The 25,953-nt window shown below is 66.8% G+C and carries 22 protein-coding genes and 2 pseudogenes; 13 read left to right on the plus strand and 11 right to left on the minus strand.

Annotated elements, in window-relative coordinates; genetic code table 11:
* Positions 1-70: 70 nt before the first annotated feature.
* Positions 71-1,108, minus strand: a complete 1,038-nt coding sequence (locus ACRHIG_RS16300) for a helix-turn-helix transcriptional regulator (RefSeq protein ID WP_489627094.1) — start codon at positions 1,106-1,108, stop codon at positions 71-73.
* Between the two features lie 220 nt (positions 1,109-1,328).
* Between ACRHIG_RS16300 and ACRHIG_RS16305 the strand changes: the two genes are divergently transcribed.
* Entirely contained in the window at positions 1,329-3,338 is a 2,010-nt protein-coding gene (locus ACRHIG_RS16305; protein ID WP_489627095.1) for a glycoside hydrolase family 3 protein, read from the plus strand.
* A 120-nt stretch (positions 3,339-3,458) separates the two neighbouring features.
* Here the strand turns inward: ACRHIG_RS16305 and ACRHIG_RS16310 are convergent, their stop codons facing one another.
* Entirely contained in the window at positions 3,459-4,577 is a 1,119-nt protein-coding gene (locus ACRHIG_RS16310; protein ID WP_489627096.1) for a Gfo/Idh/MocA family protein, read from the minus strand.
* Between the two features lie 31 nt (positions 4,578-4,608).
* Positions 4,609-5,802, minus strand: coding sequence for a phytanoyl-CoA dioxygenase family protein (locus tag ACRHIG_RS16315; protein WP_489627097.1), 1,194 nt, complete (start codon positions 5,800-5,802; stop codon positions 4,609-4,611).
* Positions 5,803-5,906: 104 nt separating this feature from the next.
* On the opposite strand from ACRHIG_RS16315, the gene ACRHIG_RS16320 reads away from it, so the two are divergent.
* The 10 genes and pseudogenes from ACRHIG_RS16320 to ACRHIG_RS16365 all read left to right on the plus strand — a co-directional run bounded on the left by ACRHIG_RS16320 (position 5,907) and on the right by ACRHIG_RS16365 (position 17,006).
* A complete protein-coding gene (locus tag ACRHIG_RS16320; protein ID WP_489627098.1) occupies positions 5,907-6,941 on the plus strand; it encodes a LacI family DNA-binding transcriptional regulator in 1,035 nt (344 codons plus the stop codon).
* Positions 6,942-7,012: 71 nt separating this feature from the next.
* Complete coding sequence (locus ACRHIG_RS16325; protein ID WP_489627099.1) at positions 7,013-8,821, plus strand: DUF885 domain-containing protein; 1,809 nt, start codon at positions 7,013-7,015, stop codon at positions 8,819-8,821.
* Between the two features lie 66 nt (positions 8,822-8,887).
* Positions 8,888-9,889 (plus strand): DMT family transporter, encoded by a 1,002-nt coding sequence (locus ACRHIG_RS16330; protein ID WP_489627100.1) that lies wholly within the window; start codon positions 8,888-8,890, stop codon positions 9,887-9,889.
* Positions 9,890-9,975: 86 nt separating this feature from the next.
* Complete coding sequence (gene hpaR, locus ACRHIG_RS16335) at positions 9,976-10,431, plus strand: homoprotocatechuate degradation operon regulator HpaR (RefSeq protein WP_227741981.1); 456 nt, start codon at positions 9,976-9,978, stop codon at positions 10,429-10,431.
* Positions 10,432-10,734: 303 nt separating this feature from the next.
* Entirely contained in the window at positions 10,735-11,901 is a 1,167-nt protein-coding gene (locus ACRHIG_RS16340; RefSeq protein ID WP_489627101.1) for a porin, read from the plus strand.
* Positions 11,902-11,982: 81 nt separating this feature from the next.
* Positions 11,983-12,453, plus strand: coding sequence for a sugar dehydrogenase complex small subunit (locus tag ACRHIG_RS16345; protein ID WP_219136944.1), 471 nt, complete (start codon positions 11,983-11,985; stop codon positions 12,451-12,453).
* Positions 12,454-12,462: 9 nt separating this feature from the next.
* Positions 12,463-14,072: pseudogene (locus ACRHIG_RS16350) on the plus strand (GMC family oxidoreductase).
* Positions 14,073-14,154: 82 nt separating this feature from the next.
* Positions 14,155-15,468, plus strand: coding sequence for a c-type cytochrome (locus ACRHIG_RS16355; protein WP_489627102.1), 1,314 nt, complete (start codon positions 14,155-14,157; stop codon positions 15,466-15,468).
* Between the two features lie 109 nt (positions 15,469-15,577).
* Positions 15,578-16,030, plus strand: coding sequence for an RrF2 family transcriptional regulator (locus tag ACRHIG_RS16360; RefSeq protein ID WP_489630816.1), 453 nt, complete (start codon positions 15,578-15,580; stop codon positions 16,028-16,030).
* Positions 16,017-17,006, plus strand: coding sequence for an NAD(P)/FAD-dependent oxidoreductase (locus ACRHIG_RS16365; protein ID WP_489627103.1), 990 nt, complete (start codon positions 16,017-16,019; stop codon positions 17,004-17,006). Before ACRHIG_RS16360 ends, ACRHIG_RS16365 begins: the two co-directional genes overlap by 14 nt.
* On the opposite strand, the gene ACRHIG_RS16370 is transcribed toward ACRHIG_RS16365, so the two are convergent.
* Entirely contained in the window at positions 16,934-17,695 is a 762-nt protein-coding gene (locus ACRHIG_RS16370; RefSeq protein ID WP_489627104.1) for an SDR family oxidoreductase, read from the minus strand. The genes ACRHIG_RS16365 and ACRHIG_RS16370 overlap by 73 nt on opposite strands.
* Positions 17,696-17,818: 123 nt before the next feature.
* Here ACRHIG_RS16370 and ACRHIG_RS16375 point away from each other — a divergent pair, with 123 nt between their 5' ends.
* Both ACRHIG_RS16375 and ACRHIG_RS16380 read left to right on the plus strand, forming a co-directional pair.
* Positions 17,819-18,742, plus strand: a complete 924-nt coding sequence (locus tag ACRHIG_RS16375; protein WP_489627105.1) for a LysR family transcriptional regulator — start codon at positions 17,819-17,821, stop codon at positions 18,740-18,742.
* 16 nt (positions 18,743-18,758) lie between these two features.
* The gene (locus tag ACRHIG_RS16380) at positions 18,759-19,511 is read left to right on the plus strand and encodes a DUF4303 domain-containing protein (RefSeq protein WP_489627106.1); all 753 of its coding nucleotides are present in this window, start codon (positions 18,759-18,761) and stop codon (positions 19,509-19,511) included.
* Between the two features lie 3 nt (positions 19,512-19,514).
* Here the strand turns inward: ACRHIG_RS16380 and ACRHIG_RS16385 are convergent.
* The 7 genes and pseudogenes from ACRHIG_RS16385 to ACRHIG_RS16415 form a co-directional block, all read right to left on the minus strand.
* Positions 19,515-20,635, minus strand: a pseudogene (locus ACRHIG_RS16385) (metallophosphoesterase).
* Positions 20,636-20,742: 107 nt separating this feature from the next.
* The gene (locus tag ACRHIG_RS16390; RefSeq protein ID WP_489627107.1) at positions 20,743-22,260 is read right to left on the minus strand and encodes an ATP-binding response regulator; all 1,518 of its coding nucleotides are present in this window, start codon (positions 22,258-22,260) and stop codon (positions 20,743-20,745) included.
* Entirely contained in the window at positions 22,247-22,447 is a 201-nt protein-coding gene (locus ACRHIG_RS16395) for a hypothetical protein (protein ID WP_489627108.1), read from the minus strand. The genes ACRHIG_RS16390 and ACRHIG_RS16395 overlap by 14 nt, the downstream gene beginning before the upstream one ends.
* A 23-nt stretch (positions 22,448-22,470) precedes the next feature.
* Entirely contained in the window at positions 22,471-24,069 is a 1,599-nt protein-coding gene (locus ACRHIG_RS16400) for an ATP-binding protein (RefSeq protein WP_489627109.1), read from the minus strand.
* On the minus strand, positions 24,066-25,163 hold the full coding sequence (locus ACRHIG_RS16405) for an ATP-binding SpoIIE family protein phosphatase (RefSeq protein WP_489627110.1): 1,098 nt from the start codon (positions 25,161-25,163) through the stop codon (positions 24,066-24,068). The genes ACRHIG_RS16400 and ACRHIG_RS16405 overlap by 4 nt, the downstream gene beginning before the upstream one ends.
* A complete protein-coding gene (locus tag ACRHIG_RS16410; protein ID WP_305059390.1) occupies positions 25,148-25,585 on the minus strand; it encodes an ATP-binding protein in 438 nt (145 codons plus the stop codon). Before ACRHIG_RS16410 ends, ACRHIG_RS16405 begins: the two co-directional genes overlap by 16 nt.
* A 10-nt stretch (positions 25,586-25,595) precedes the next feature.
* Complete coding sequence (locus ACRHIG_RS16415; RefSeq protein WP_489627111.1) at positions 25,596-25,952, minus strand: STAS domain-containing protein; 357 nt, start codon at positions 25,950-25,952, stop codon at positions 25,596-25,598.
* Position 25,953: the final 1 nt, after the last annotated feature.

Below are 25,953 nucleotides of genomic sequence, written 5' to 3' on the forward strand. Positions count from 1 at the left end.
GCCTGTCTTTCTGACTTGGGCCGTTTCGTGGTTTGGCGGTTTGCTTGTTACTTGTTACTTGTCTCTTTCTCTAGGCGCCGGCGGCATCCTGCCGGTAGCGCGCCGGCGGCAGCGCGAACTGGGTCTTGAAGAAGCGGGTGAACGCGCTTTGCGAGGAAAAGCCCAGGCGCTCGCCGATTTCCACCACGCTCAGGCTCGTTTCGCGCAGCAGGCGGCGCGATTCGCGGCTCTTCGCGCGCAGTTCCAGCGCGCGGAACGAGGTCTGCTCCTGCTGCAGCTGGCGCTGCAAGGTCCAGCGGTTCATCGCCAGGCCGTCGCACAGGGCCGGCAGCAGCGCGCCGCCGTCGGCATCCCCGGCGCCTTGCCGGCCCAGCAAATCGATGATGGCCTGCTCCACGCGGGCCGAAAACAGCTGCGCCCCCTGCAGCTGCTGCAACTGTCCCTGCGCGTGCCGCAGCGCGTGCGGCGCCAGCATGGCGTTGAACTGGGTGAAGGGACGGTCCAGCGCCGGCGCGTCGAAGGTCAGGGTATTGCGCGCCTGGCCGAAGGTGACGGCGGCGCCGAAGCACTCGGCAATGGCCGGCGCGAACCACGGCGCCTTGCCCTGGAAACCGGCATGGAAGGCGGTGGCCGCGCCATCGTCATAGGCGCGCGCCACCAGCGACAGCATGCGGAAATTGGCCAACGCCTGCATGGCGCCGCCCGCCGGGCAGAACTCGGACAGGTATTCGATCTCGATGCGCGTGCCGTTTTCGCTCATCAGCATGAAGTCGAATTCGCCGATCAGGCCCCGCAAGTGCAGCAGCTCGTGCAGCGCGCTGCGCAGGGTGGGGCGGTTGAAGCAGACGTGGGCGATGCCCGAGTAATGCGCGAACCAGTGCGTCACGTCGAGGTCGAGTATGGCCCGGTGCTGCGGCAGCTGCTGGGCGTAGGCCGTCATGCGGCGGTGCCGCTCGGCGTTGATGCGCCCGCCCGGCTCGTCCAGCTGCGCCGGCGTGATGCCCGTCTGGCGGAAAAAGTCGGCGGGGTCGTGGCCGTCGGCCTGCATGGCGCGCGCGCATTGCTGCGCGATGCGGTTCGAAACCGTGCGCGTGTCGGGTTTGTGCAAGGCTGTCTCCTGCTTATCTTGCTTGTTGTAGTAATTTTTCACAAATATTAGCACTTTGTAGGAGATTGTTGGTTGTTGTGCCATCTAACCAAAAATTGTTCTCGCGGGTATAAAACGCGTGCTGCGCGGTCAAGAAACTCACGCATTCTCACGCTATATTGTTTTCGGCCGGTCTTGCTGCCGCGCCTTGATACCTACAAAAACAGTCTTGGAGATAATGATGAATTGCACTTTGAAACCGATGGCCCGCGTGGTCGCCGGCTGCGTCGCCACGCTTGCCCTGGCCGCCTGCGGCAACAGCGATACCGGCAGCGAGGGATACACGCAGCCCGTGTTCGGCGCCACCAGCTACACCCAGTTGAATGTCGACGGCTATACCTTCAAGGACATGAACCGCAACGGCAAGATCGACCCGTACGAAGACTGGCGCCTGCCGGCCGAGGCGCGCGCCGACGACCTGCTGTCGCGCATGAGCCTCGATGAAAAGGCGGGCCTGATGATGCACGGCACGGCGCCCACCGTATCCGACCCTTCCGGCATCGGCCTGGGTGGCGCATATGACCTGGCGGCCTTGCAAGACCTGATCGTCAAGCAATACGTCAACACCTTCATTACCCGCATGGCGGGCGACACGGCCAATATGGCGGCCCAGTACAACAAGGTGCAGGCCTTGAGCGAAACGTCGCGCCACGGCATTCCCGTCTCCATCAGCACGGACCCGCGCCACCATTTCCAGTACACGGTGGGCGCCAGCGCCGGTACCAAGGGTTTCTCGCAGTGGCCGGAAACCCTGGGCCTGGCCGCCATCGGCGACGATGCGCTGGTGCGCCGCTTCGGCGACATCGCGCGCCAGGAATACCTGGCCGTCGGCATCACGCAGGCGCTGTCGCCGCAGGCGGACCTGGCCACCGAGCCGCGCTGGTCGCGCATCAACGGCACTTTCGGCGAAGACGCGGACCTGGCCAAGCGCATGGTGCAGCACTATATCGAAGGTTTCCAGGACGGCAATACGGGCTTGCATGACGGCAGCGTCGTGGCCGTCGTCAAGCACTGGGTCGGCTACGGCGCCACGAAGGAGGGCTTCGACGGCCACAATTACTATGGCCGCTACATGACCTACCCGGGCAACAATTTTGCCTACCACGTCAAGCCGTTCGAAGGGGCGTTCACGGCCAAGGCGGCTTCCGTCATGCCGACCTACGCTCTGCCGGACGGCAATATCACCATCGACGGCATCACCCTGGAGCAAGTGGCGGCCGGCTTCAGCAAGACCATGCTGACGGATCTGCTGCGCGGCAAATACGGCTTCGAGGGAGTGATCCTGTCCGACTGGGGCATCACGTCGGACTGCGACGCCAATTGCCGCAACGGCACGGCGCCTGGCGTGGCGCCTTCCTTCATCGGTTTCGGCACCCCGTGGGGCATGGAAGACGCCACCAAGGCCGAGCGTTACGTGAAGGCCGTGACGGCGGGGATGGACCAGTTTGGGGGCGTGACGGAAGCGCCGTATCTGACGCAAGCCGTGCAGCGGGGCCAGTTGACGGAGGCGCGCATCAACGCCTCGGCGCGGCGCATCCTGATCCAGAAATTCAAGCAGGGCCTGTTCGAGCATCCGTTCGTCGATGCGGCCAAGGCGGCCAGCACGGTGGGCAAGGCGGAATTCGTCGAGGCGGGCCTGGAGGCCCAGCGCCGCTCGCTGGTCCTGTTGGAAAACAAGGACAAGGTTCTGCCGCTGGCCGCCACCGTCAAGAAGGTCTACCTGTACGGCATCGATGCGGCCGTGGCGAAACAGTATGGCTACACGGTGGTCGCCACGCCGCAGGAAGCGGACGTGGCCCTGCTGCGCGTGGCCGCACCGTATGAAACCCTGCACCCGAACTACATCTTCGGCAGCATGCAGCACGAGGGCCGCCTCGATTACGTCGATGGCAATGCCGACTACGAGGCGATCAAGAACGCGGCGAAATACGCGCCGAAGACGGTGGTCACCGTGTACCTGGACCGTCCGGCCATCCTCGGCAACGTGCAGGACAAGGCCAGCGCCATCCTCGCCAACTTCGGCGTCAGCGACGGCGCGCTGTTCGATGTCCTGACGGGCAAGGCCAAGCCGCAAGGCAAGCTGCCGTTCGAGCTGCCGTCGTCGATGGCCGAAGTGCAGGTGCAGAAATCGGACGTGCCGTATGACACGGCCCATCCGCTGTACAAGTTCGGTTACGGCCTGGCTTACTAACAACGCCTAACAAAACCGTAGCGAGCGGAAGTGAGTTGCGGTCGAGAAGCGCAACTGTACGAAGGTACAGTGAGCATCGGAGGCCGTAAATCACGACGCGCAGTAGGTTTTGATAGGTGTTCAGCGCAGGGTAATCCAGCTGCGCTCTTGCACGGAGCGCAGCGCGGCATCGATCAGCCGGTCCACCTCGTAGCCGTCGCGGAAGGTGGGCCAGACCGGCTGGCCGCTGGCGATGGCCTGCAGAAAATCGCGCGCTTCGATGACGATCTGCTCGTTGTACCCCGTGCCGTGCCCCGCGCCCTGGCTGAACGCCAGGTAGTCGGGGTGGGCTGGCCCCATCAGCAGGCGCTGGAAACCCTGGCGCTGCGCCGGGCGGCCGGCATCGTACAGCCACAGCGCATTCTGGTCTTCCTGGTCGAAGGCGATCGCGCCTTTGGTCCCCGTGATGCGGTAGGTGTAACCCATCTTGCGCCCGGCCGCCACGCGGCTGAAGGTGAGGGCGCCGAGCGCGCCGCTGGCAAAGCGCAGCATCACATTCCCCTGGTCGTCGTTTTCCACCGCTTCCATGCCGTGCGGGCCTTGCCGCTGCGCGTGCACGGTGTTCATGTCGGCCACCAGCGCGTCGACGGGACCGCCCAGGCGCAGGGCCAGGTTGAGCAGGTGCGAGCCCACGTCGGCCAGCGCACCGGCGCGCGTCGCCGTCGCCTCGCGCGTGCGCCACGAAGCGCGCGCGCGCGGGTCGTGCAGGTAGTCTTCCACGTGTTCGGCGGCGACATGGATGATTTCGCCGATTTCACCCGATGCGATGATCTGCCGCGCCAGCTGGCTGGCGGGCGTGCGGATGTAGTTATAGCCGACCATGTTGGCCACGCCCGCGCTTTCCGCCGCCTGCGCCAGCATCAGGGATTCGGCGGCCGTCATGCCCAGCGGCTTTTCGCAGAATACGGGTTTGCCCAGGGCCAGCGCCGCCAGCACGATGTCCTTGTGCGTGGCCGGCGGCGTGGCGACGATGACGGCGTCGATGGCGGGATCGTTGATCAGCGCGCGCCAGTCGCCCGTGGAACGCTGCCAGCCCAGCTCCTGCGCGCTGCGGGCGGCGCCTTCTTCGCTGCTGGTGGCGATGCAGGCGCACACGGGGTTCAGCGCCGTGTGAAAAATGCTGCGCACGGCCTTGTAGGCGATGGTGTGGGCCTTGCCCATGTAGCCGGCGCCGATCAGGCCGATGTGGATGTCTTGCATACGGAGTCTCCGAGTGTATCGCGGTAAGGGGTCAGGCTTGCTGGCGCCAGGCGTGGCTGTCCAGCGCGTCGAGGAAGCGGGCAGCGGGCCAGTCCTGCGCCAGCGCTGCGTGCATGATCTGCTGCTGCGTGGGCGGCGCCATCCCGGCGATGGGCTGGTCGCGGTCGAGGTTGCTGGGGAAGGCATAGCCTTCGGCGCAGGCAGCCACCGCGTGGCGCACGCCAGCATCATCCAGGGCGCCCCGGGCACGCAGCGCCTGCAGGGCCGGATACAGCGCGGCGCTCATGGCGCGGCGGTCCAGCGCTTCCATGGCGCGCCCGAACGGCGACGACACTTGCAGCAGGTTGGCCATGCGGCGGATGTCGGGCGAGCGGTTATGCCCGGCCGCATGGAACAGGGCGGGGTTGAAGAACACGGCATCGCCTTTGGACAGGGGCAGCTGCACGCAATGCCGGGCGAAATAGTCGCGGAACGGCCGCTGCTGCCAGGCGAGAAAACCGGCGCGGTAGCGCTGCGACCCGGGCAGGTACAGGGTGGGACCGGAGGCCAGCGGCATGTCGCAATGGGCGACGGCGCCCTGCAGTGTCAGCAGGGTGGACATCTGGTGCACGGGCGCGGGATAGGCGGCGCAGCTGGCCGCGCTCTGGAAGCCCAGGTGGTAGTCGCGGTGCGGCGCCTGGGCCGCTCCGCCCGGGTTGACGACGTTCACTTGCGCCGTCATCTGGTAGGCGGGACCGAGCCAGGCCTCGGCTATCCACGCGAAGACGGGGTTGGCGTAATAGCGCGCGAACGCTTCCGGCGCGCGCAGACACAGCTTTTGCTGGGCATTCCAGATGCGGTCATTCGCACCGGCCTTGGCAAAATGGTCGCCAGCCGCCTGGCCGCTCGCGTGCTGTTCGGCGATCAGCGCCTGAAACACGCGGTTCACCTGTTCCAGGCATTCCATGTCGGCGACGGCGCGTTGCAGCACGATGACGCCGGGACCGTCCATCAGCGCCTGGCCCCATTCGGCCTGCAGCGCGCGCAACGCCACCGGCTTGCCGGCCAGCGCGCGCACCCGGTCGCAGTCGTAGACGAGAATGTTTTCTTCCACCGCGGCGGCGTGGGGATAGTCGGCCGGCGCCGTGCGTTGGCTGACGGTGGCGATGAAGTCTTGCAGATCGCAGTTTTCTGATGCCAGCCAGAAGGGGCTGGGCGGCGCTGCGCCGGCGTCTGTGGTGGGCATGCGGTGTCTCCGTTGTTTAAGTTGTAGAATCAGTATAGGGATGAAAATCCGCATTTTTCATCAAGAAATCCATCAAAAAACCATCAATCTGGATTGGATATCGCATGACGCATCCTTTTCCCGTCAAGGTCGTGGCGCTGCAGGCCGGCGTCAGCGTGGCCACGGTCGACCGCGTGATCAAGCAGCGTGGGGGCGTCCACGCCAATACCGTGTGCCGCGTGATGCAGGCGCTCGACGAACTGGCGCGGCAAAGCACGCAGGTGGGCCTGGCCGGCAGAAAATTCATGCTCGACGTGCTGATGGTGGCGCCGCGCCGCTTCACGGACGCCGTGCGCGCCGCGCTGGAGGCGGAGCTGCCGTCCTTGCATCCGGCTGTGCTGCGTTCGCGCTTTCACCTGCATGAAACCCTGGACGTGGACGGCATCGTCGAACTGCTCGAACGCATCCGCAAGAACGGCAGCCACGGCGTGCTGCTGAAAGCGCCGGACTTGCCGCCGGTGGCCGAGGCGGTGGACCGGCTGGCGGCGGCCGGCATTCCCGTCGTGACCCTGGTGACGGACTTGCCAGGCTCCGCGCGCCGCGGCTACGTGGGCATGGATAACCGCGCGGCGGGGGAGACGGCCGCCTGCCTGGTCGGCCAATGGCTGGGCAGCCGGAAAAAGCAGCAGGTGCTGGTGACCCTGAGCAGCAACCGCTTTCATGGCGAGGAAGAGCGCGAGATCGGCTTTCGCCGCGCGCTGCGCGAACGGCACCGCCACTTGTCCATCGTCGAAGTGAGCGAGGGCCACGGCATCGACGGCGCCACGGGGGCGCTGGTGCGTCAAGCCCTGGCAGATCATCCGGCCATCGCCGCCGTGTATTCCATCGGCGGCGGCAATGCCGCCATCGTGCAGGCGTTCGCCCAGGCGGGCCGGCGCTGCCAGGTCTTCATTGGCCACGACCTCGATGCGGACAATGTGGCGCTGCTCAAGTCGGGCGCCATCCAGGCCGTGCTGCACCACGACCTGGGGCAGGACATGCGCCGTGCGTGCCAGGAAATCCTGCGGGCACAGGGCGCGCTGCCGGCCCTGGCGCAATCGCCGTCACTGTCCGCCATCCAGATCGTCACGCCGTGGAACCTGCCCGCCCTGAACGGCTGAATTGACAGGCATGCGAGGCTGGCCGATACTCGCCGCTTCGCTCATCGTTCACCTCAGGAAGGAATCCCCCGATGTCCGTCACTCCGCAATTGTGCAAGACCGTGCTGGTAGCCGCACTCTCCATCGCGTTTACCATGCCCGCCATGGCCGCCGTCCCTGCAACTGCCGGCGCTTCATCGGCCTGGGTTGAAGCCAGCAACCGCAACGCGGCCATCGTGCTGGCGGCGCAGGCGCAGTTCTCGCCCGAAGACGCTTCCGACAGGGGCCTGGCCCAGTACGACGGCCTGGCCGCCGACCTGGGGCCGGACATCACCGGGCGCCAGGTGGCGGCCAGGCGGAAGGCGCGCGCGCAATTGCAGCAAAAGCTGGAACTGGAACGCGACGAACGCATACGCCAGGACCTGGAAATCCTGATCGGCGCCGTCGACCAGGAAATTGCCGGCACCGAGCTGGAAGCCAGGTACGCCTTGCCGTGGATCGACGTGCCGCAGATGGTCTTTGGCAGCATGCAAAGCCTGCTGCAGGAACAGCGTCCGGCCGCGCGCCGTGCCAAGGCGCTGGAGCGCCTGCAGCGCTATGTAGGCCAGTTTCCGGGCAGCACGCCGATCACGCAGCAGGCGAAGGCGCGCTTCACGGAAAAGATCGGCACGCCCGGCCTGGCCGGTCCCGTGCGCCTGCAGGTGGAGCAGTCGCTGGAAAACGTGCCGACGTATATCGCCGGCATCCGCAAGCTGTTCGCCGACATGAAGATCGCAGGCGCCGAACCCGCGCTGGCCGCCATGGAGCAGCAGCTGAACGAATATGCGGCGTGGGAAAAGCAGGTGGTGCTGCCCCTGTCGCGCACGGATTTCCGCATGGCGCCCGAGCTGTACGCGTTTCGCCTGAAACAGGTAGGCATCGACATCGAGCCGCGCGCGCTGGTCGAGCGGGCGCAGGTGGCCTACCTGGAAACGCGCGCCGCCATGCAGGCGCTGGCGCCCGTGGTGGCAGCCAGGCTGGCCTTGAAGGGCGTCGACGGCACGGACTACCGCCAGGTGATGCGCGCGCTGAAGAGCGATTCCATCCCGAACGCGCAGCTCGAAGCGCACTACAAGGGCGTCAATACCCAGCTGGAAGAACGCATCCGCGCGCAGCGCGTCGTCGACGTGCCGCAGCGCGCCATGACCATGCGCCTGGCATCGGATGCCGAATCGGCGGCCCAGCCGGCGCCGCATATGCGTCCGCCTCCGCTGATCGGCAATACGGGAGAGCACGGCCAGTTCGTCCTGCCCGTCAGTAATCCGGCCGCCAGCGGCAAGGGCGAGGCGTATGACGATTTCAACTTCGCGGGCGCGGCCTGGACCCTGAGCGCGCACGAGGGCCGCCCCGGCCACGAACTGCAGTTCAGCGCCATGGTGGAGCGGGGCGTGTCGCAGGCGCGCAGCCTGTATGCGTTCAACAGCGTCAACGTGGAAGGCTGGGCGCTGTACGCGGAAGCGGAGATGATCCCGTACGAGCCGGCCGAGGGCCAGTTCATCGCGCTGCAGTTCCGCATGCTGCGCGCGGCGCGCGCCATGCTCGACCCGATGCTGAACCTGGGACAAGTCACGCGCGAAGAGGCGGGCCGCATCCTGACGGATGAAGTGATGCTGTCGAAACCGATGGCGCGCCAGGAGCTGGACCGCTACACCTTCAACATGCCGGGCCAGGCGGGCAGCTATTTCTACGGCTATACGCGCATCCTGCAGCTGCGCGCGGAAACGGAGCTGGCGCTGGGAGACCGATTCGACCGCCTGGCCTTCAACAACTTCCTGCTGGGACAGGGCTTGCTGCCGCCGGACTTGCTGGCCAAGGCCGTGCGCGAACACTTCATCCCCGGGCAGAGAAAAGCCAGGGGCTGACGGCGGGCGACTCCGCGCCGCATACCCTATACTGGCGTCCTCGAGTGATGACGCGGGTGTGGCTGCATGTGGCGTGGGATCGTATCTGGTTTGCTGGCCGGCGCCTTCTGGGGCGCCGTTTTCATTGTGCCCGTCTTGCTGCCGGATTTTTCTCCGGCCGAGCTGATGGTGGGCCGCTACATTTGCTATGGCGCGCTGGCGGCCGGCCTGATGCTGCCGCGCCTCCTGCCCCTGCTGCGCCGGCTGCGGCGCGGCGACTGGCTGGCCATGCTGCGCCAGGCGCTGGCGGGCAACGTCGTGTATTACCTGCTGCTGGCGTATGGCGTCAAACTGGCCGGCGTGGCGCCCACCTCGCTGATCATTGGTTTGTTGCCCCTGAGCGTGACGCTGTTCGGCCACAAGGACCACGGCGCGCCGCCCTTGCGCCGCCTGGCCCTGCCGCTGCTGGTGGTGGCCGCGGGCATCGCCTGCATCAATGTCGATATCTTCAGCCATGCAGGCGGCGCGGGCGCGGACGGCGCAAGCCTGGCGCACAAGCTGGCCGGCGTGCTGTGCGCCATCGGCGCGCTCGCGTGCTGGACCTGGTATGCGCTCGACAATGCCCGCTTCCTCAAGCGGCATGCGCATGTCAGCGCCGCGGAGTGGGCCATGCTGTATGGCCTGGCCAGCGGCGTCATCGCGCTGATCGTGGGCGCCGTGATGCTGGCGCTGCAGCCGGCGGGCGGCGTCGATGGCAGTCCTGCGCGCGACTGGCCCCGCTTCTGGTTTGTGTGCCTGCTGCTGGCGCTGGGCGCTTCCGTGATCGGCAACTACCTGTGGAACCTGGCGTCGCGCCGGGTGCCCGTCACCTTGTCGGGCCAGCTGATCCTGTCGGAGACCCTGTTCGCGCTGCTGTACGGCTTCGTCTACGCGCAGCGCATGCCGCGCCCGCTGGAGTGGAGCGCGATGGTCTTGCTGACAGCGGGCGTGCTGTGGTCCGTGCAGCGGCATGCGCACGAGGAGGCAGAGGGGCGGGGAGACGGGCGGGGAGACGGGCGGGGAGATGGGCGTGGGGCAGGGCGGACGTAGCGAAAAATACATCGTTGCCAGTCCGCCGTTGGCCCTGGGCCGGCCGTATAATGACGCTCATTTGCCGGCCACCCAGGGAGTTCCGCTTGCAGCTACCGATCCGTTATCCGAACATGCCGCAACTGCTGCTGAAGGCGCGCGACAGCCTGCTCCAGCATTTTCGCCCCATCCTCAATCACTTCGGCGTGACGGAGCAGCAGTGGCGCATCATGCGCGCGCTGAACGAAAGCCCCACCCTGGAACCGCGCGAACTGTGCGAGATCTGCCAGATTTCCAGTCCCAGCATGAGCGGCATCCTGGCGCGCATGGAAGAGATCGGCCTGATCGGACGCAGCAAGTTCGAAGGCGACCAGCGCCGCCGCAAGGTGCACCTGTCGGAAGCGGGCGCCAGCCTGCTGCTGCAGATGGGCAAGCTGATCGACCTGCAATATGCCCACCTGGAAGAAGCGTACGGCAAGCAGGTGTTCGAAGACATGCGCCGCGCGCTGGAAGCCTTCATTGCCCTCGAAACCCTGCCGGTGGCGCCCGCCATCCTGCGCTGAACCCCAAACTTCTCCTTGCCTGAGCATCCATCGGGCGCGTGTTTTTCGACACGCGCCGCCGCTGCTTTTGCCATGCCCGTTCCACGCATTGCCGCATCCTGCCGGGCTTGTGCCCGCGCCGCTGTCAGTTTTGCTATAAGACTACGCCTTACAGTCAATCACTTACATGTTAGTAAATAGGCGTATAATTTGCCTCACTTGATCCAAATCAAGAAGAACAGCGGATGCCCTTCTCAATGGAGGGGCTGCAGCGCGGCGCCACGCCCGTATTTCGCCAGATAAAACAGGAAAGTCAGGAAAAAAATGAACACACCATGCATGCGCGCCGCGGCGCTGGCCGTCTCCACGCTCATCGGCGCAAACGTTTGCGCCCAAAGCAATGTCACCATCTACGGCGTGGTCGACGCGGCCACCGCGTACGCGAGCAACCAGGGCGGCAAGTCGAACACCTACATGCGCAGCGGTAACTTGTCCGCCAGCAAAATCGGTTTCCAGGGCGTGGAAGACCTGGGCGGCGACCTGAAGGCGCTGTTTCTGCTGGAAAACGGCTTTGAAAGCGATACGGGCGCGCAAAGTTCGGCCAGCGCCCTGTTCAACCGCCAGGCTTACGTGGGCTTGCAATCACACGCCTACGGCAGCCTGACGGCCGGGCGCCAGTACACGCCGTACTACCTGCTCGTGGGTTCGCTGGCCTCGAGCAACGTCTTGACGGGCGCCACCGGCGCACACCCGGGCGATATCGACGGCCTCGATACGACCGTGCGCATCAGCAATTCCCTGACCTACAGCATGCCCGCGTGGCGCGGCCTGCAAGCGAGCGCGCAATACGGCTTCGGCGAAGCGGCCGACGGCAATGCCGCGGGCAGCAGCTTCAGCGCCGCCGTCAAGTACAGCACCTCGCCGGCGGAATTCGCGCTCGGCTACCTGAAACTGAAGAATGGCCAAAACGGTACTGGCTGGAGCGACAAGGCTTCGGCCAGCTTCGGCATCTCGGCCATCAACCAGGGCTACGCCTCGGCCGACAGCATCGAATTCATCGCCGCCAGCGCCCGCTACACCATGGGCAAGTGGATGGTGGGCGCCAACGCCAGCAACGTGCAATACCAGGCGGGCAGCCATTCCACGTTCCGCGACACGGCCATCTTCAACACGGCCGGCCTGATCGCCAGCTACCAGTGGACGCCGCAGTGGTTCCTGAGCGCCGGCTACAGCGACACCTACGCCAGCCGCGCCAACGGCATGTCGGACCGCGCGCGCTACCGCCAGCTGTCGTTCGAACAGAATTATGCGCTGTCCAAGCGCACGGCGATCTACCTGATCGAAGCGCGCCAGCTGGCGCGCGGCCAGACCCTGGGCCAGAACGGCGCCATCGTCGACGCCGTCGCCTCGGTCGGCGATTCGCAAAACGGCACGCCGTCGTCGAACGGCGGCCAGACGGTGGTGATGGTCGGTCTCAAGCATTCTTTCTGAACGGTTGCTGAACTCACGGGAGCTTCAATTGGACGCTACACACAACAAGGAGGGCCGCGGCCCCTGAATCCCGGCCGCCGCATGGTGCTGGCCGGCTTGCTGTCGGCTTCGGCCGCGGCGCTGATTCCCTGGGCGCTGGCCGAACCGGTCGCCAGTGCGGAGCAGGGCGCCTTCCTGGGCGTGTCGGCCATGCTGGTCGGGCGCCAGGTGCTCGACCCCGTGCTGGCCCGGCGCCTGTATGACGCGCTGGTGGCGCAGGACGCCGCCTTCCCCGCGAATGTGCGCGCGCTGCTGGCCCTGATCAATGCGCAGGGCTTGCAGGCGGCCGGCCTGCAGGAAGCGCTCGATGCGCTGGCTCCCGCTCAGTCGCCGCTGGCGGCCCTGCCGCGCCAGATCGCCAGCGCCTGGTACCTGGGCATCGTCGGCACGGGCGAGGCGGCCGTCTGCGTCGCCTACGAGCAGGCGTTGAACGCGGCCGTCGTGGCCGACGTCCTCAAGCCTCCCACGTATTCCTACGGCGCCTACGGCAGCTGGGCCAGAAAACCAATTTAAGGAGCCATCATGGCTGAAGCACTCTCCGCCGATTACCTCGTCATCGGCTCCGGCATCATCGGCTCTTTGGCCGCGCGCAAGCTGGCGCTGGCGGGCGCCTCGGTGCTGATCCTGGAAGCGGGTCCGCGCGTCTCGCGCGGCGAAATCGTCGCCCGTTTCCGCAACACGACGCGCCGCAGCGACTGGATGTCGCCGTATCCGTCCGTGGCCACGGCGCCGCACCCGATCTACCAGCCGAAGGATAACGGCTACCTGGTGCAGGCGGGGCCGTATCCGTATCCGGCCGAATACATCCGCCAGTTTGGCGGCACCTCGTGGCATTGGGCCGCGCAGGCGTGGCGCAACGTGCCGAACGATTTCCGCATCCACACCTTGTATGGCGTGGGCGTCGACTGGCCCATCAGCTATGAAGACCTGGAGCCGTTCTACCAGGAAGCGGAAGAGATCATGGGCGTCTCGGGTGCGGAGAACACGGGTTCGCCGCGCAGGGAGCCATTCCCGATGGACTCCGTGACGGAGCCGTACGCCATGCGCCGCATCCGCGAGCGCCTCGACCCGTCATTCAAGGTGGTCGGCAATACGGTGGCGCGCAACAGCGTCAGCTACGATGGCCGTCCGGCCTGCTGCGGCAACAACAGCTGCCAGCCGATCTGCCCCATCGACGCGCAATACCACGGCGGCATCGCCGCGCAGCAGGCGGAAGACGCGGGCGTCAGGATCGTCTGCAACGCCAATGTCTACAAGCTGGAACACGACGTGCAGGGCCGCATCACGGCCGCCCTGTACTACGACGTGGATAAAAAAGTCACCGGGTCACGGCCAGGACCTTCATTCTGGCCGCCAACGGCATCGAAAGCCCCCGTTTGCTGCTCGTTTCCGCCACGGACAAGTACCCGAACGGCCTGGCCAACAGCAGCGACATGGTGGGCCGCAACCTGATGGACCACCCGAGCACCTCGATCACCTTCGACGCCGATGAAGACCTGTGGCTGGGCCGGGGTCCGCAAAGTCCCAATTCCATCAACACCATGCGCGACGGCGACTTCCGCAGCGAACACTCGCCATACCGCCTGGATTTCACGAACATCTCGCGCGTCGATGGCGCGACCAGGGAGTTGATCGGCAAGGGCGTGTTTGGCGCCGAATTCGAACAGCAGCTGCGTTTCCGCTCGGCGCGCGAAATGAGCCTGAAAAACGTGCTGGAAGTGCTGCCGAACCCGGAAAACCGCATTGCCCTCAGCAGCGAGAAGGATGCCATGGGCATCCCCAAGCCGCAGGCGCATTATGCGATCGACGAGTACACGAAACGGGGCCACGAGCGCTCGAAGCAGGATTTCGAGCAGATCGCCAGGCTGATGGGCGGCACCAATCTGCGCCACAGCAAGGAAGGCGTGTTCGCCAACAACCAGCACATCTGCGGCACCCTGTCGATGGGTTCCGATCCGGCCAAGGCCGTGTGCGACCAGTGGGGCCGCACTTTTGATCACGCCAACCTGTTCCTGTGCAGCACCGGCGTGCTGCCCACGTCCGGCACCTGCAATTCGACGGAAAACGGCCTGGCCGTGGCGCTGCGCACCGTCAAGCATATCCTCGACGAACAGCAGGGAGGAACGGCATGATGGCGACCTTCAGAATGGCGGCCGGCGCCGCCTTGCTGGCACTGGCCTTGCCCGTGCTGGCGGCGAACGCCCTGGCGCCGACGTGCAGGCCATCGAACGTGGCCGCTACCTGGCGACGGCGGGCGACTGCATCGCTTGCCACAGCGTCCCTGGCGGCAAGCCGATGGCGGGCGGCCTGTCCCTGGCCACGCCGCTGGGGGCCATTGTCGCCACCAACATCACGCCGTCGACAACGCACGGCATCGGCAACTACACGCTCAGGCAGTTTTCCGACGCCATGCGCCATGGCGTGCGGGCCGACGGCGCGCACCTGTACCCGGCCATGCCCTACACGGCCTACGCCAAGGTGACGGATGACGACACGGCCGCCCTGTACGCCTACTTCATGCATGGCGTGGCGGCGGTGGACACGGCGCCGGCAAAGCAGACGGACTTGCCGTTCCCGTTCAACATCCGCCTGGCGATGGCGGGCTGGAATTGGCTCTTCCTCGACAAGAAGCCGTTCGTGGCCGATGCGGCCAAGAGCATGGAGTGGAACCGCGGCGCCTACCTGGCGCAAGGGCTGGCCCACTGCAGCACCTGCCACACGCCGCGCAACGCGCTGATGGCCGAGCAGCTGTCGAAACAGCTGGGCGGCTTTGATCTGGGTACCTGGTTTGCGCCGAACATCACCTCGGACGCCAACAGCGGCATCGGCAGCTGGAGCCAGCAAGACCTGGTCGATTACCTGCGCACGGGCCGCGCCGCGCACCGGGGGCAGGCTGCCGGACCGATGGCCGAAGCCATCGACCATAGCCTGAGGCACCTGAGCGACGCGGATTTGGACGCCATCGCGCACTACATCAAGAGCGTGCCCGCCATCCGCGACAAGGCGGATACGAAACCGGTGACGCAATGGGGCCAGGCGGGCGATGAGCTCAATGCGATCCGCGGCGTGCCGCTGCCGCAAAACCTGAACAGGATGTCGGGCGCGCAGCTGTACGATGCGCAGTGCGCCAGCTGCCACCAGGCCAGGGGCGAGGGCAGTTTCGACGGCAGCCTGCCGCCGCTGTTCCACAACTCGGTGACGGGCCGCAGCAACAGCAACAACCTGGTGATGGCGATCCTCGATGGGGTGGAGCGGCAGGATGGCAAGGGTAATCATACTGCGGGACACCTGATGCCCGCCTTCCGCCAGACCCTGTCGGACGAGCAGATCGTCACCCTCGGCAATTACGTGCAGAAGATGTACGGCAATCCTGACGTCAAGGTGACGGCGCAGCAGGTGACGACCCTGCGCAACGGCGGCGCACCGTCGAACCTGATCGGCCTGGCCCGCGCCGGCATCATCGTCGGCGTGCTGGTGCTGCTGGCCTTGCTGCTGTGGTGGCGGGGACGGCGTCGCAAGGCGGCGTAAGCGTCCAACCGCAGCAAGGCCGGGGCCAGACTGGAAAGTCTGGCCCTTTTTTTGCCCCTCAATTGCAACTCGTTTGCATATGCGGAAATTATGTACTATCATGAGTTACATGAGACGCGACAGCAAACTATCATCGATCCTCCATGTGCTGCTGCACATGGCCCACGCGGGACGCCCGATGACGTCCGGGGAACTCGCCGGCTGCCTGGACACCAACCCCGTGCTGGTGCGGCGCGTGATGGCCGGCTTGCGCGAACGCGGCTACGTGGCCTCGGTCAAGGGCCATGGCGGCGGCTGGCGCATCGTCTGCGATCTGCACCGCGTGACCCTGCAAGACATCTACGTGGCCGTCGGTTCGCCCACCATCTTCGCCATGGGCAACCGCGTCGACCAACCGGGCTGCCTGGTGGAGCAGGTGGTCAACCAGTCGCTGGCCGGCGCCTTCGATGAAGCCGAGGCGCTGCTGATCCGGCGCTTCGGCGCCGTCACCCTGGCCGACCTGGCCGACCGTTTCAGCCAAGAATACGCCATACATCGAGGAGCACTGCATGCCCATTCCTGAATCGCCCGGCGCCGCATTCGACGCCATCATCGTCGGCGGCAGTTACGCCGGCCTGTCCGCCGCCACGCAACTGGCGCGCGCCCGCCGCCGCGTGCTGGTGATCGACGGCGGCCAGCGCCGCAACCGCTACGCCAGCCATTCCCACGGTTTCCTGACCCAGGACGGCAGCGGGACGGCCGCCATCGCCGCCGAGGGCAAGGCGCAGCTGCTGGCGTATGCCACCGTCACCTGGCTGGACGGCACGGCCGTGCAGGCGGCAGCCAGCCCCGATGGCGATGGCTTCGACGCGACCCTGGCGGACGGCAGCGTTGTTCACGGCCGCCGCCTGGTGCTGGCCACCGGCGTGATCGATGAACTGCCGCCCGTCGATGGCTTGTCCCAGCGCTGGGGCGGAAGCGTCTTTCACTGCCCCTATTGCCACGGCTATGAACTGCAGCAGGGCGCCATCGGCGTGCTGGCCACCGGTCCCCTGTCGATGCACCATGCGCTGATGCTGCCCGACTGGGGCACGGTCACCTTCTTCCTGAATGGCGCGTTCGAGCCCGATGCGGCGCAGCTGGCGCAACTGGATGCGCGCGGCGTGACGGTGCTGCGCACGCCCGTGGCGCGGATCGACGGCGTGGCCGACGTGATCATGGCCGACGGCAGCCGCCATGCGATGGCCGGCCTGTTCGTGGTCACCCGCACCCGCCTGGCCAGCGCCCTGGCTGTGGAGCTGGGCTGCGCGCTGGAAGAGGGTGCCATGGGCCCGTTCGTGCGCACCGACGAGCAAAAAGCCAGCAGCGTGCCCGGCGTCTTTTGCTGCGGCGACGCGGGACGGATGGCCGGCAGCGTGGCGTTCGCGGTGGCCGACGGCGCCATGGCGGGCGTGGCGGCGCACCGCTCGCTGATGTTCGGGCTGGATCAGGCGGCAAAACCGCCGTCGATCTTCAGTCCCGCGCCCGTGACGAACGCCGCTTCGTCGCTGGCCAGGTAAGCCACCATGCCGGCGATTTCATCGGCCGTGCCGTGGCGGGGCAGTGCCATCAGGCCGTGCATCAGGTCGGCGAAGTCGCCCGTGGGCGGGTTCATGTCGGTGGCGACGGGGCCAGGTTCCACGTTGTTGATGGTGATGCCGCGCGGGCCCAGATCGCGCGACAGGCCTTGCGTCAGGCCGCTCAGCGCCGATTTGCTCATCGCGTAGGCGGCCGCGCCGCCGAACGGCATGCGGTGCGCATTCGTGCTGCCGATGTTGATGATGCGCCCGCCCGTTGGCATGTGCGCCACGGCCGCCTTGATGGCCACGAACACGGCGCGCACGTTGACGGCAATCGTCTTGTCGAAGTCCGCCAGCGAAAAATCATCGATGGCGCCGGGCAGGAACACGCCCGCGTTGTTGACGAGGATATCGACACGGCCAAACTGCGCCGCCACCTTGGCGATGGCCGCCGTCAGGGCCGCGGCGTCGGCCGCATCGGCCTGCACGCCCAGCGCCTTGCCGCCGGCCGCTTCCACCTTGGCCGCCAGCGCCTGCGCTTCGGCGGCCGAACTTTGATAGGTGAAGACGACATTGGCGCCCTGGCTGGCCAGGCGGCGCACGATGGCCGCGCCGATGCCGCGCGAGCCGCCCGTCACAAAGGCGATCTTGTTCTGCAGTGACTGGGTATGGTTGCTTTGGGTTTGCATGATGGGCTTTCTGTGTGAGGAGTCGAGGAATTCAGTATCTATGTTTCATTCCTGCCGCGCTAGCCATGAATCGCTACAATCACTTTCAACCAAAGCGATCAAATGAGCGGGTAGAATAGGCGCATGGACGCCCTCAATCATTTGCAATCGTTTGTGCTGTCCGCCGAACTGGGCAGCTTTTCGGCGGCCGCGCGCCGCCTGGGGCTGACGCCGGCGGCCGTCAGCAAGAACGTGGCGCGGCTGGAAGCGAGCCTGGGATTGCGGCTGTTCCAGCGCAGCACGCGCCGCCTGACCCTGACGGAAGGGGGCGAGCGCTTCCTGCAGCAGATAGCCGGCGCCCTGTCCACCTTGCGCGAGGCGATCGCCGGCGTGGCGGAAGAGGGCGGCCAGCCGGCCGGTATACTGAAAATCAGCATGGCGCCGTCGTTCGGGCGCAGCTACGTGGTGCCCTTGCTGGGCGAGTTCATCGCGCGCTATCCGGGCGTCATCCCCGACTGCCATTTCGACAACCGGCAAGTGGACTTGATCGGCGAGGGCTTTGATGTGGCCATCGGCGGCGGCATCGAGCTGACGCCCGGCGTGGTGGCCCGTGAACTGGGCCACGCCCTCGTCGTCGCCACGGCGTCGCCCGCCTTCATGCGAGGGAAACGCATGCCCGCCCATCCTTCGGACCTGGCGCAACTCGACGGCGTGGCGCGCCGCTCGGCCGGCAGCGGCAGATTGCGCAGCTGGATACTGCGCGACGGCTCGGGCGGCGAAGGCGTGGCCGAATGCCGGCCGCGCGCCATCTTCGACGACCCGGACGCGATGGCGCAGGCAGCCATCATGGGCGTCGGCGTGGCGCTGCTGCCCATGCCGCACGCGCTGCCCCACTTGCGCAGCGGCGCGTTGATCCGCCTGCTGCCCGGCTGGCATGCCGATTCCGGCCCCCTGTCCGTGTACTATGCGAGCAAGAAGCTGCTGCCCGCAAAGACGCGCGTCTTCGTCGATTTCTTGCTGGAGCAGTTCCGCCAGCGCGATTTCGCCGCGCAGATGCGGCCCGATTAAACAAAGAAAAATTCTCATGCCTGATAACTACAGTCTGTTTTACACCTTTGACGGCGATCAGCCGGCCCGCTTCCAGGAAGCGCGCGTATTCGGCTCGACCGTCTGGACGGCCAGCGGCGCGGCCATGACCTGGGGCGCGGAGACGCGCACGCACTACGCCAGCGAAGCCGAGGCGCATGCCGCGTACGCCGCTCGGTGCCAGGCAGCGCTGGCCGATGGCTACGCGCTGGCGCGCACGAGCCTCATCGATCCGGCCGTATTCGATTTCGCGCAGCTGCAAACCCTGGTGGCGCACGCCGCGCGCCTGGCTGTCGATGCCGTGCGCCGTGCGCATCCCGAGCAGCACATCGACGCCTTCGCGCTGGTGAGCGACGACAGCGCCATGACCATCGGCCCCATGGCGAACAGCCGCGAAGCGCTGGCCGCCTCGGAATACGGCGAAGAGATGCTGTGGAACCCGGCCGAATGGGCGTTTGAGGAAGGCGGCGCGTATTTCGACAGCGCCTACCGCTTGCTGCTGCAGGCGCACCGCGACTTGCCGTTCGACGTCGCATTCGCCACCTTCCGCAGCGGCGTGTTCGATGCCTGCATCGCGGCGCTGGCGCAGCTCGACGCCGAAGGCTGTTTCGGCACGGGCGCGCAGCGCGATCAAGCCGTGCTGCTGTTCGAGGTCAGCGACAGCGAGCCGGTGGAAGGCGCGCTGGCGAGTTTGAATCCGCCGGTGGTGGTGGCGCGTTACGAGGCGTGGATGGCCAGCTGGGCCGATTAGCGGCTAGGCCGCCACCAGCCTGAGTCTTGTAATCTCCGCCGGCGCGCCGATGCGCTTGGGCGGCCCCCAGTAGCCCGTGCCGCGGCTGACGTAAATCCACAGGCGGCCGCGCCGGTGCAGGCCCGCCACGTAAGGCTGCTGCAGCGGCACGAACAGATTCCATGGCCAGAACTGGCCCCCGTGCGTGTGGCCCGACAATTGCAGGTCGTAGCCGGCCGCTTCCGCCTCGGGCGCGCTGCGCGGCTGGTGCGCCAGCAGGATGCGGGGGATATCGGCCGGCGCGCCGGCGATGGCGCCCTGCGGGTCGCTGCGTTGATCCGGATCGAAGGCGGCCGCATTGAAGTCGGTGACGCCGGCCAGCGCCAGGCGCGCGCCGTCGTGTTCGAGCACCGCATGTTCGTTCATCAGCACGCGCAAGCCCAGGCGGCGGAATTCCGCCACCCACGGCGCGGCGCCCGAATAGTATTCGTGGTTGCCCGTGACGAGGAAGACGCCGTGGCGCGCGCGCAGCCCGCCCAGCGGCGCCGTATGGCTGCCCAGTTGCGCCACCGTGCCGTCGACCACGTCGCCCGTGATGGCGATGAGGTCCGCCTGCAGGCCGTTGGCGCGCGCGACGATGGCGTCCACGTAGGCGCGCTTGATGGTGGCACCCACGTGGATGTCGCTCAATTGCACGATGCTGTAACCCTGCAGGGCGGCCGGCAGGCCGGTAATCGGCACCGTCACTTCGCGCACGCGCGCCACACGGCGGGCGTTGACGAAGCCAAGGACGGTGGCCAGCAGCGCCAGGGCGAGCGCCGCCACGGCCGAGGCCTGCGCATGCGGGCGGGCGGCGGGAACCAGCATCAGCAGTTCGCGCAGCACGGTGAGCACGAACAGCGAGGAAAAAAGCCCATGCACAGCGAGCCGGCCCAGCTCAAACGGTCGGCCAGGCGCGCATCGTTGGTGACGGCGCGGGCGAAGATGGTCATCGGCATGAGCATGGTCGACGCCAGCAGGAGCAGCCCGCCCAGCAGCCAGCCGGCCAGGCCGACGGGCAGCGCTGGCAGCAGCAGCCAGCCCAGCAGGGCATGCAGGGCGCCCAGTATCATGGTGATGCGCAGCAGCGGCGTGCGGGTTTTCATGTGATGGTTCCAATGGTGGGGTGCCCGGCGCGGCGGATGCGATGCGGCGCCATCGCCGGCCGCCGATTATAGCCGACGCCTCGGCAACAGGCAGCCGGCCACCCCGCTCATGGCGTGATATGCAGCCCCAGCATGGCCAGCTTGCCGAAATCGACAGGCTTGGCGAAGTGCTCGTTGAACCCGGCCTGCAGGGCCGCCTGGCGGTCGTGTTCCTGGCCATAGCCGGTCAGCGCCACGAGCTGGAATTGCTGCGGTATCGGCAGCTGACGCAGTTTGCCGGCCACGTCGTAGCCGCTCATGTCGGGCAGGCCGATGTCGAGAAAGACGATGTCGGGCTTGAATTCCAGCGTGCGCTCGGTCGCTTGCGCGCCCGTGTAGGCCGTGCGCACCGTGTGGCCGTACATTTCCAGCAGCTCGGCCAGGGTGTCGGCCGCATCGCAGTTGTCGTCGACGACGAGGATGCGCTGGCTGCCGCCGCTGGCCGCCTCGGGTGCCGGCGCGGCGGCCGGCACTGGCACGTTGGCGTCGAGGGGCAGGATCACTTCGAAGGTGCTGCCCAGCCCCACGCCGGGGCTGTGCACGCTGACCTGGCCGCCGTGCAAGGTCACCAGGGTGCGCACCAGCGACAGGCCGATGCCCAGGCCATCCTGGACCCGGTCGGGCGAATGGCCGCTCTGCTCGAACAGGCCGAAGATGCTGTCGATGCTGGCGGCGGCGATGCCGATGCCGTTGTCGCTCAGGCGGATGCGGACATTGTCGCCTTCGCGCGCGGCGGAAATCGCGATGCGTCCGCCCGGCGCCGTGAACTTGGCCGCGTTGAGCAGCAGGTTGGCGACGATCTGCGACAGGCGCACGGCGTCGCCGCAGACCCACAGTTCTTCCTTGGGCAGATGCACGTCGAGCGCATGGCCGCGCGCCTCGATGCTGTGCGAACTCGTTTCCAGCGCGCTGCGGATGACGCTGGGCAGGCTCACGCTTTCCCACTGCAGCGAGATCTTGCCCTGCGAAATGCGCGACACGTCGAGCAGGTCGTCCACCAGGCGCACCAGGTGGTCCGTGTGGCGGCCGATGGTGCGGCGCGCATTGTCCTGCACGGCCGGCACGACGGGATCGAGCTTGCACAACAGGGCCAGCGCCGTGCGGATGGGGCCCAGCGGATTGCGCAATTCGTGGGCCAGGGTGGCCAGGAATTCATCCTTGCGGCGGTCCACGTCGCGCAGCGCGCGCTCGACCCGGCCCAGGCGCAGCAGCGCCTTGACGTTGGCGATCAGTTCATCGGCCTCGATCGGCTCGACCAGGTAATTGTCGGCGCCGCCATCGAGTGCGCGGATCTTGTCGGCCGTGCCGATGCACGATGCCGACGTCTGCAGCACCAGAATGGTGTTCGTCTCGGCGCCGCCCTTCAGTTGGCGGCACACTTCCAGGCCGTTGATGTCGGGCAGCTTGACGTCGAGCAGGATCAGGTTCGGGCGGTCCTGGCGGGCGCGCAGCAGCGCGTCGCCGCCGTTCGAGGCTTCGATGACCTTGAAGCCGGCGCGTTTGAGGATGCGCGACTTGGCGTAGCGTGCGCCATCGCTGTCATCGACGTTCAGGATCAGAGCATCGCTGTTGTTATCCGGTAGCATGCGCATTGTCCCAGGTGGTTGTGCCTTGCGGCGGAACCGGCTCTTGCCGGTGGTGTTGGTTGCCGATCAGCGCGCGCAGGGTCGCCAGCAATTGCTGGCGCGACAGCGGCTTGACGTAATAGGCGTCGGCGCCCAGGGCCAGGCCCTTGCGCACGTCGTCGATCTCGGTGGCGACGATGACGGGCACCTGGCGCCGCAGCGGGTCGTTTTTCAGCTCGGCCAGCCAGTGCCAGGCCGTTCGCCGTGCAGCAGGATGTCGAGGATGACGGCGGCGGGGCGCTGCTGTTCCCAGCGTTCCTGCGCCTCGCGCACGCTGCGCGCGGGGACGACGCGAAATTCGCTGCCGGCCAAGAATTTTTCATACAGCAGGCGCACGGGCGGATTGTCTTCCACCACCAGCACGCCGATGCGCTGGTCGTTGCCATTGTCGTTGGCGGGCGCGCTCGGCGGCAGGCTGCCCTCGGGCGCATGGTAGCTGGCGGGCAGGACGACGGAAAACAGCGAACCGTGGCCTGGCGTGCTTTCCACGGACACCGTGCCATTGAGCAGGGTGGCCAGGTTGCGGCACAGGGGCAGGCCCAGGCCCGTGCCCTTGACCTTGCGCTGCATGTGGTTTTCCACCTGGCTGAATTCCTCGAAGATCAGCTGCACGTCTTCGGCATCGATGCCCAGGCCCGTGTCGGAGACGGAAAAGCGGATGGCGTCCTGCTCCGGCAAGGGCGTGGCGCTGACGACGATGGCGCCCGCTTCCGTGAACTTGAGGGCGTTGGAGATGAAGTTGCGCAGGATTTGCGACAGCTTGCCTTCATCCGTATGGATCTGCAGCGCCGGATCGGGGTCGATGAAGGTGAGCGTGAGCGTATCGGACACCAGCAGCGGGCGCAGCATGCCGCGCAGGGCGCTGAACAGGTCGGCCACCTGGAAGCTGTTGGCGTGCACGTCGACCTTGCCCGCCTCGATCTTGGCCAGGTCCAGCAGATCGTTCACCAGGTCGCTCAGGCTGACGGCGCTTTGCAGGATGAACAGCACCTGCTTTTCCTGTTCCTCCGACAGTTCGCCGTCGATGCGGTCGAGCAGCAGCTTGGACAGGGCGCGGATGGAGCTGAGCGGCGTGCGGAATTCATGGCTCATGTTCGACAGGAAGCGCGACTTCATCTGGTCGGCGCGGCGCAGGTGGTCGGCTTTTTCATCGAGTTCCGCGAACAGCGCCACCACGCCCCGGTTGGTGTCTTCCAGTTCGCGCGTCAGCTGCAGCAGGTCTTCCTGGCGCGTCTTCAGTTCGGCCAGGGTGCTCATGAGTTCGCGGTTCTGCTGCTGCACTTCGGCCAGCGTGATATCCGATGGCAGCGCCTGCAGGCTGCCGGACAGCGTGCCGATGCTTTGCCCGTCGAGCAGGGGCGCGTCGCGCGGGAACAGCTTGTGCAGCGTGATCTGCGTGCCGTCGCCGGGCGCGCTGTGGATATGGCAGCGGTCCATCAGGCGCTGCGCGCCCAGGATGCCCAGGCCCATGCCCGTGGGCGAGCGGTAGGTGCCGGCCAGTATCCGGTCGAGCTGCGCGATGCCGGGGCCCTGGTCCTCAATGCGGATGCTGAGCACCTGCGGCGCCGTCTGGCCATCGATGGCGAAATGCACCTTGCCGCTGCCCGCGTAGTTGTAGACGTTGCGCGCCAGCTCAGACACGGCCGTGGCGATGCGCACCTGGTCCTGCACGCCGAAGCCGCACAGGGCGGCGATCTGCCGCGCGCGCTGGCGCGCCCCCACCACATCGAGTTCGCTGCCGATATGGGCCGTCAATATGCGTTGTGTCATGCCGCACCTGTCCCTTCTGCCGTTACAGCTTGATGTTCCTCATGTTCGCGCAGCACCACCACCGTGACGTCGTCGCGCCCGCGCGAAAAATCGCGGTACAGCACGGCGGCGATGAGGCTGGGGTGACATTGCGCCAGGCCAGGATACTGTTCCAGGTCCCAGCGCGTGTGCAGGCCGTCCGAGTGCATGATCAGGGTCGTGCCCAGCTGCCACGGATAGCAGAATTCCTGCACCTTGCGCAGATTGCTGCCGACGATGCCGTTATGCGACAGCAGATGCCGGCGCTGCTGCGCGTCGAAGGCGCAGGCGGCGATGTTGCCCACGCCGGCATAGCGCAGTTCGCGGCGCGCGCTGTCGATGTGCGCCACCGCCAGCGCCGCGCCGCGCGTGGTGCGCAGCGCGCCGTGGGCCAGTTCGATGAAGGGGGCGGGCAGGGGCGGCAAACCGGGCGTGTCGTGTTCCAGCAGGGCGCTGGCGCGTTCCGACGCGCGCGCCGCCAGCGGGCCGTGGCCCAGGCCATCGGCCACCATCAGGCTCAGTTCATGGCCTTCGCACACGACGTTCCAGGCGTCGCCGCACACCTGTTCCGAGGCCAGCGGCAGGCACACGGCGCCGATGCGCCAGTTCGGGTGGGCGGGAATGGCGCTGCTGGCGTGCTGGCCCCAGACCACCACCATCAGCACCGTGCCCTTGCCGGGCGCCGTGTACAGGTCGAATTCCTGGCCCAGGCGGCGTATCGCGCCCAGTCCCACGCCGTAGGTGCCCGTGGTGGAATGGCCGTCCTGCATGTGCTGGCGCACGTTGGACATGCCGGGACCGTTGTCGATGGCCAGCACCTCGATGCCGCTGGTGCCGCCGCGCAGCACCTTGCGCAGCAGGATCTCACCGCGCTGCGCATGCTTGACGATGTTGGTGGCTGCTTCGCTGATGATGATGGCCAGCTGGCCCGTGCGCACGTCGTCGAAGCCGATGCGGCGCGCCAGTTCGTTGCCGGCGCGGCGGGCCGCGGCGATCTCGCTCGGTTCGCCGATGGGAAAACTTCTTTGCCTGAGAATGTCAGGCTGTGGTTCCTGGTGGTTCAAAACAGCTTCCATTTCGCGATGGTGACGGTGGTGCCCGCACCGGGCGCCGTGTCGATGTGAAATGCGTCGGCCAGGCGCTTGGCGCCGCCCAGCCCCAGTCCCAGCCCGCCGCCGCTGGTGTAGCCATCGGTCAGCGCCAGGGGTATATCGTCGATGCCCGGTCCCGCGTCGACAAAGCGCAGTTCCAGTCCCTGGCGCGCGCCATCGCAGACGCGCGCGATGCGCGCTTCGCCGCCGCCGCCGTAGCGCAGGGTGTTGCGCGCCAGTTCGCTGGCCGCCGTGATGATCTTGGTCTGTTCGATCAGGCCAAAACCCATGGCGACCATGCTGTCGCGCACCTGCTTGCGCAAGCGCACGACGTCTTCGTCGCTGTGCAGGGGCAGGATCTGCTGCACACCGGCCTGCGCCCGCTCCTGTGCCTGCGCGCCTAGCACGGCACCCCCGTCATGCGCCGCTCCGTTCCAGCAGCTTGATGCCCCGCTCCACGTTGAGCGCCGTGCTTACGCCTTCCAGGGTCAGCCCCAGTTCCACCAATGTGATGGCGACGGCCGGCTGCATGCCGACGACGACGGTGCGGGCGTCGAGGATTTTCGCCATCGCCGCCGTGTTGCTGATCATGCGGCCGATGAAGGAGTCGACGATGTCGAGCGCGGAAATGTCGATCAGCACGCCCGTGGCGCGGTCCGTCACGATGCGGGAGGTCAGGTCGTCCTGCAGGGTCATCGCCAGGCGGTCATGCATGTCCACCTGGATCGTCACCAGCAGCAGCCGGCCCATGCGTAAAATGGGGATTCTTTCCATA

This window comes from Janthinobacterium sp. C22, assembly GCF_057919405.1.

Excerpts from the sequence above, each read along its gene's own strand:
- ACRHIG_RS16380 (WP_489627106.1), top strand. The coding sequence starts at position 18,759 with ATGCCTGATAACTACAGTCTGTTTTACACCTTTGACGGCGATCAGCCG.
- ACRHIG_RS16330 (WP_489627100.1), top strand. The coding sequence starts at position 8,888 with ATGTGGCGTGGGATCGTATCTGGTTTGCTGGCCGGCGCCTTCTGGGGC.
- ACRHIG_RS16365 (WP_489627103.1), top strand. The coding sequence starts at position 16,017 with ATGCCCATTCCTGAATCGCCCGGCGCCGCATTCGACGCCATCATCGTC.
- ACRHIG_RS16320 (WP_489627098.1), top strand. The coding sequence starts at position 5,907 with ATGACGCATCCTTTTCCCGTCAAGGTCGTGGCGCTGCAGGCCGGCGTC.
- ACRHIG_RS16400 (WP_489627109.1), bottom strand. The coding sequence starts at position 24,069 with ATGACACAACGCATATTGACGGCCCATATCGGCAGCGAACTCGATGTG.
- ACRHIG_RS16360 (WP_489630816.1), top strand. The coding sequence starts at position 15,578 with ATGAGACGCGACAGCAAACTATCATCGATCCTCCATGTGCTGCTGCAC.
- ACRHIG_RS16310 (WP_489627096.1), bottom strand. The coding sequence starts at position 4,577 with ATGCAAGACATCCACATCGGCCTGATCGGCGCCGGCTACATGGGCAAG.
- ACRHIG_RS16375 (WP_489627105.1), top strand. The coding sequence starts at position 17,819 with ATGGACGCCCTCAATCATTTGCAATCGTTTGTGCTGTCCGCCGAACTG.
- ACRHIG_RS16305 (WP_489627095.1), top strand. The coding sequence starts at position 1,329 with ATGAATTGCACTTTGAAACCGATGGCCCGCGTGGTCGCCGGCTGCGTC.
- ACRHIG_RS16315 (WP_489627097.1), bottom strand. The coding sequence starts at position 5,802 with ATGCCCACCACAGACGCCGGCGCAGCGCCGCCCAGCCCCTTCTGGCTG.
- ACRHIG_RS16390 (WP_489627107.1), bottom strand. The coding sequence starts at position 22,260 with ATGCTACCGGATAACAACAGCGATGCTCTGATCCTGAACGTCGATGAC.
- ACRHIG_RS16345 (WP_219136944.1), top strand. The coding sequence starts at position 11,983 with ATGGTGCTGGCCGGCTTGCTGTCGGCTTCGGCCGCGGCGCTGATTCCC.
- ACRHIG_RS16405 (WP_489627110.1), bottom strand. The coding sequence starts at position 25,163 with ATGGAAGCTGTTTTGAACCACCAGGAACCACAGCCTGACATTCTCAGG.
- ACRHIG_RS16325 (WP_489627099.1), top strand. The coding sequence starts at position 7,013 with ATGTCCGTCACTCCGCAATTGTGCAAGACCGTGCTGGTAGCCGCACTC.
- ACRHIG_RS16415 (WP_489627111.1), bottom strand. The coding sequence starts at position 25,952 with ATGGAAAGAATCCCCATTTTACGCATGGGCCGGCTGCTGCTGGTGACG.
- ACRHIG_RS16370 (WP_489627104.1), bottom strand. The coding sequence starts at position 17,695 with ATGCAAACCCAAAGCAACCATACCCAGTCACTGCAGAACAAGATCGCC.
- ACRHIG_RS16340 (WP_489627101.1), top strand. The coding sequence starts at position 10,735 with ATGAACACACCATGCATGCGCGCCGCGGCGCTGGCCGTCTCCACGCTC.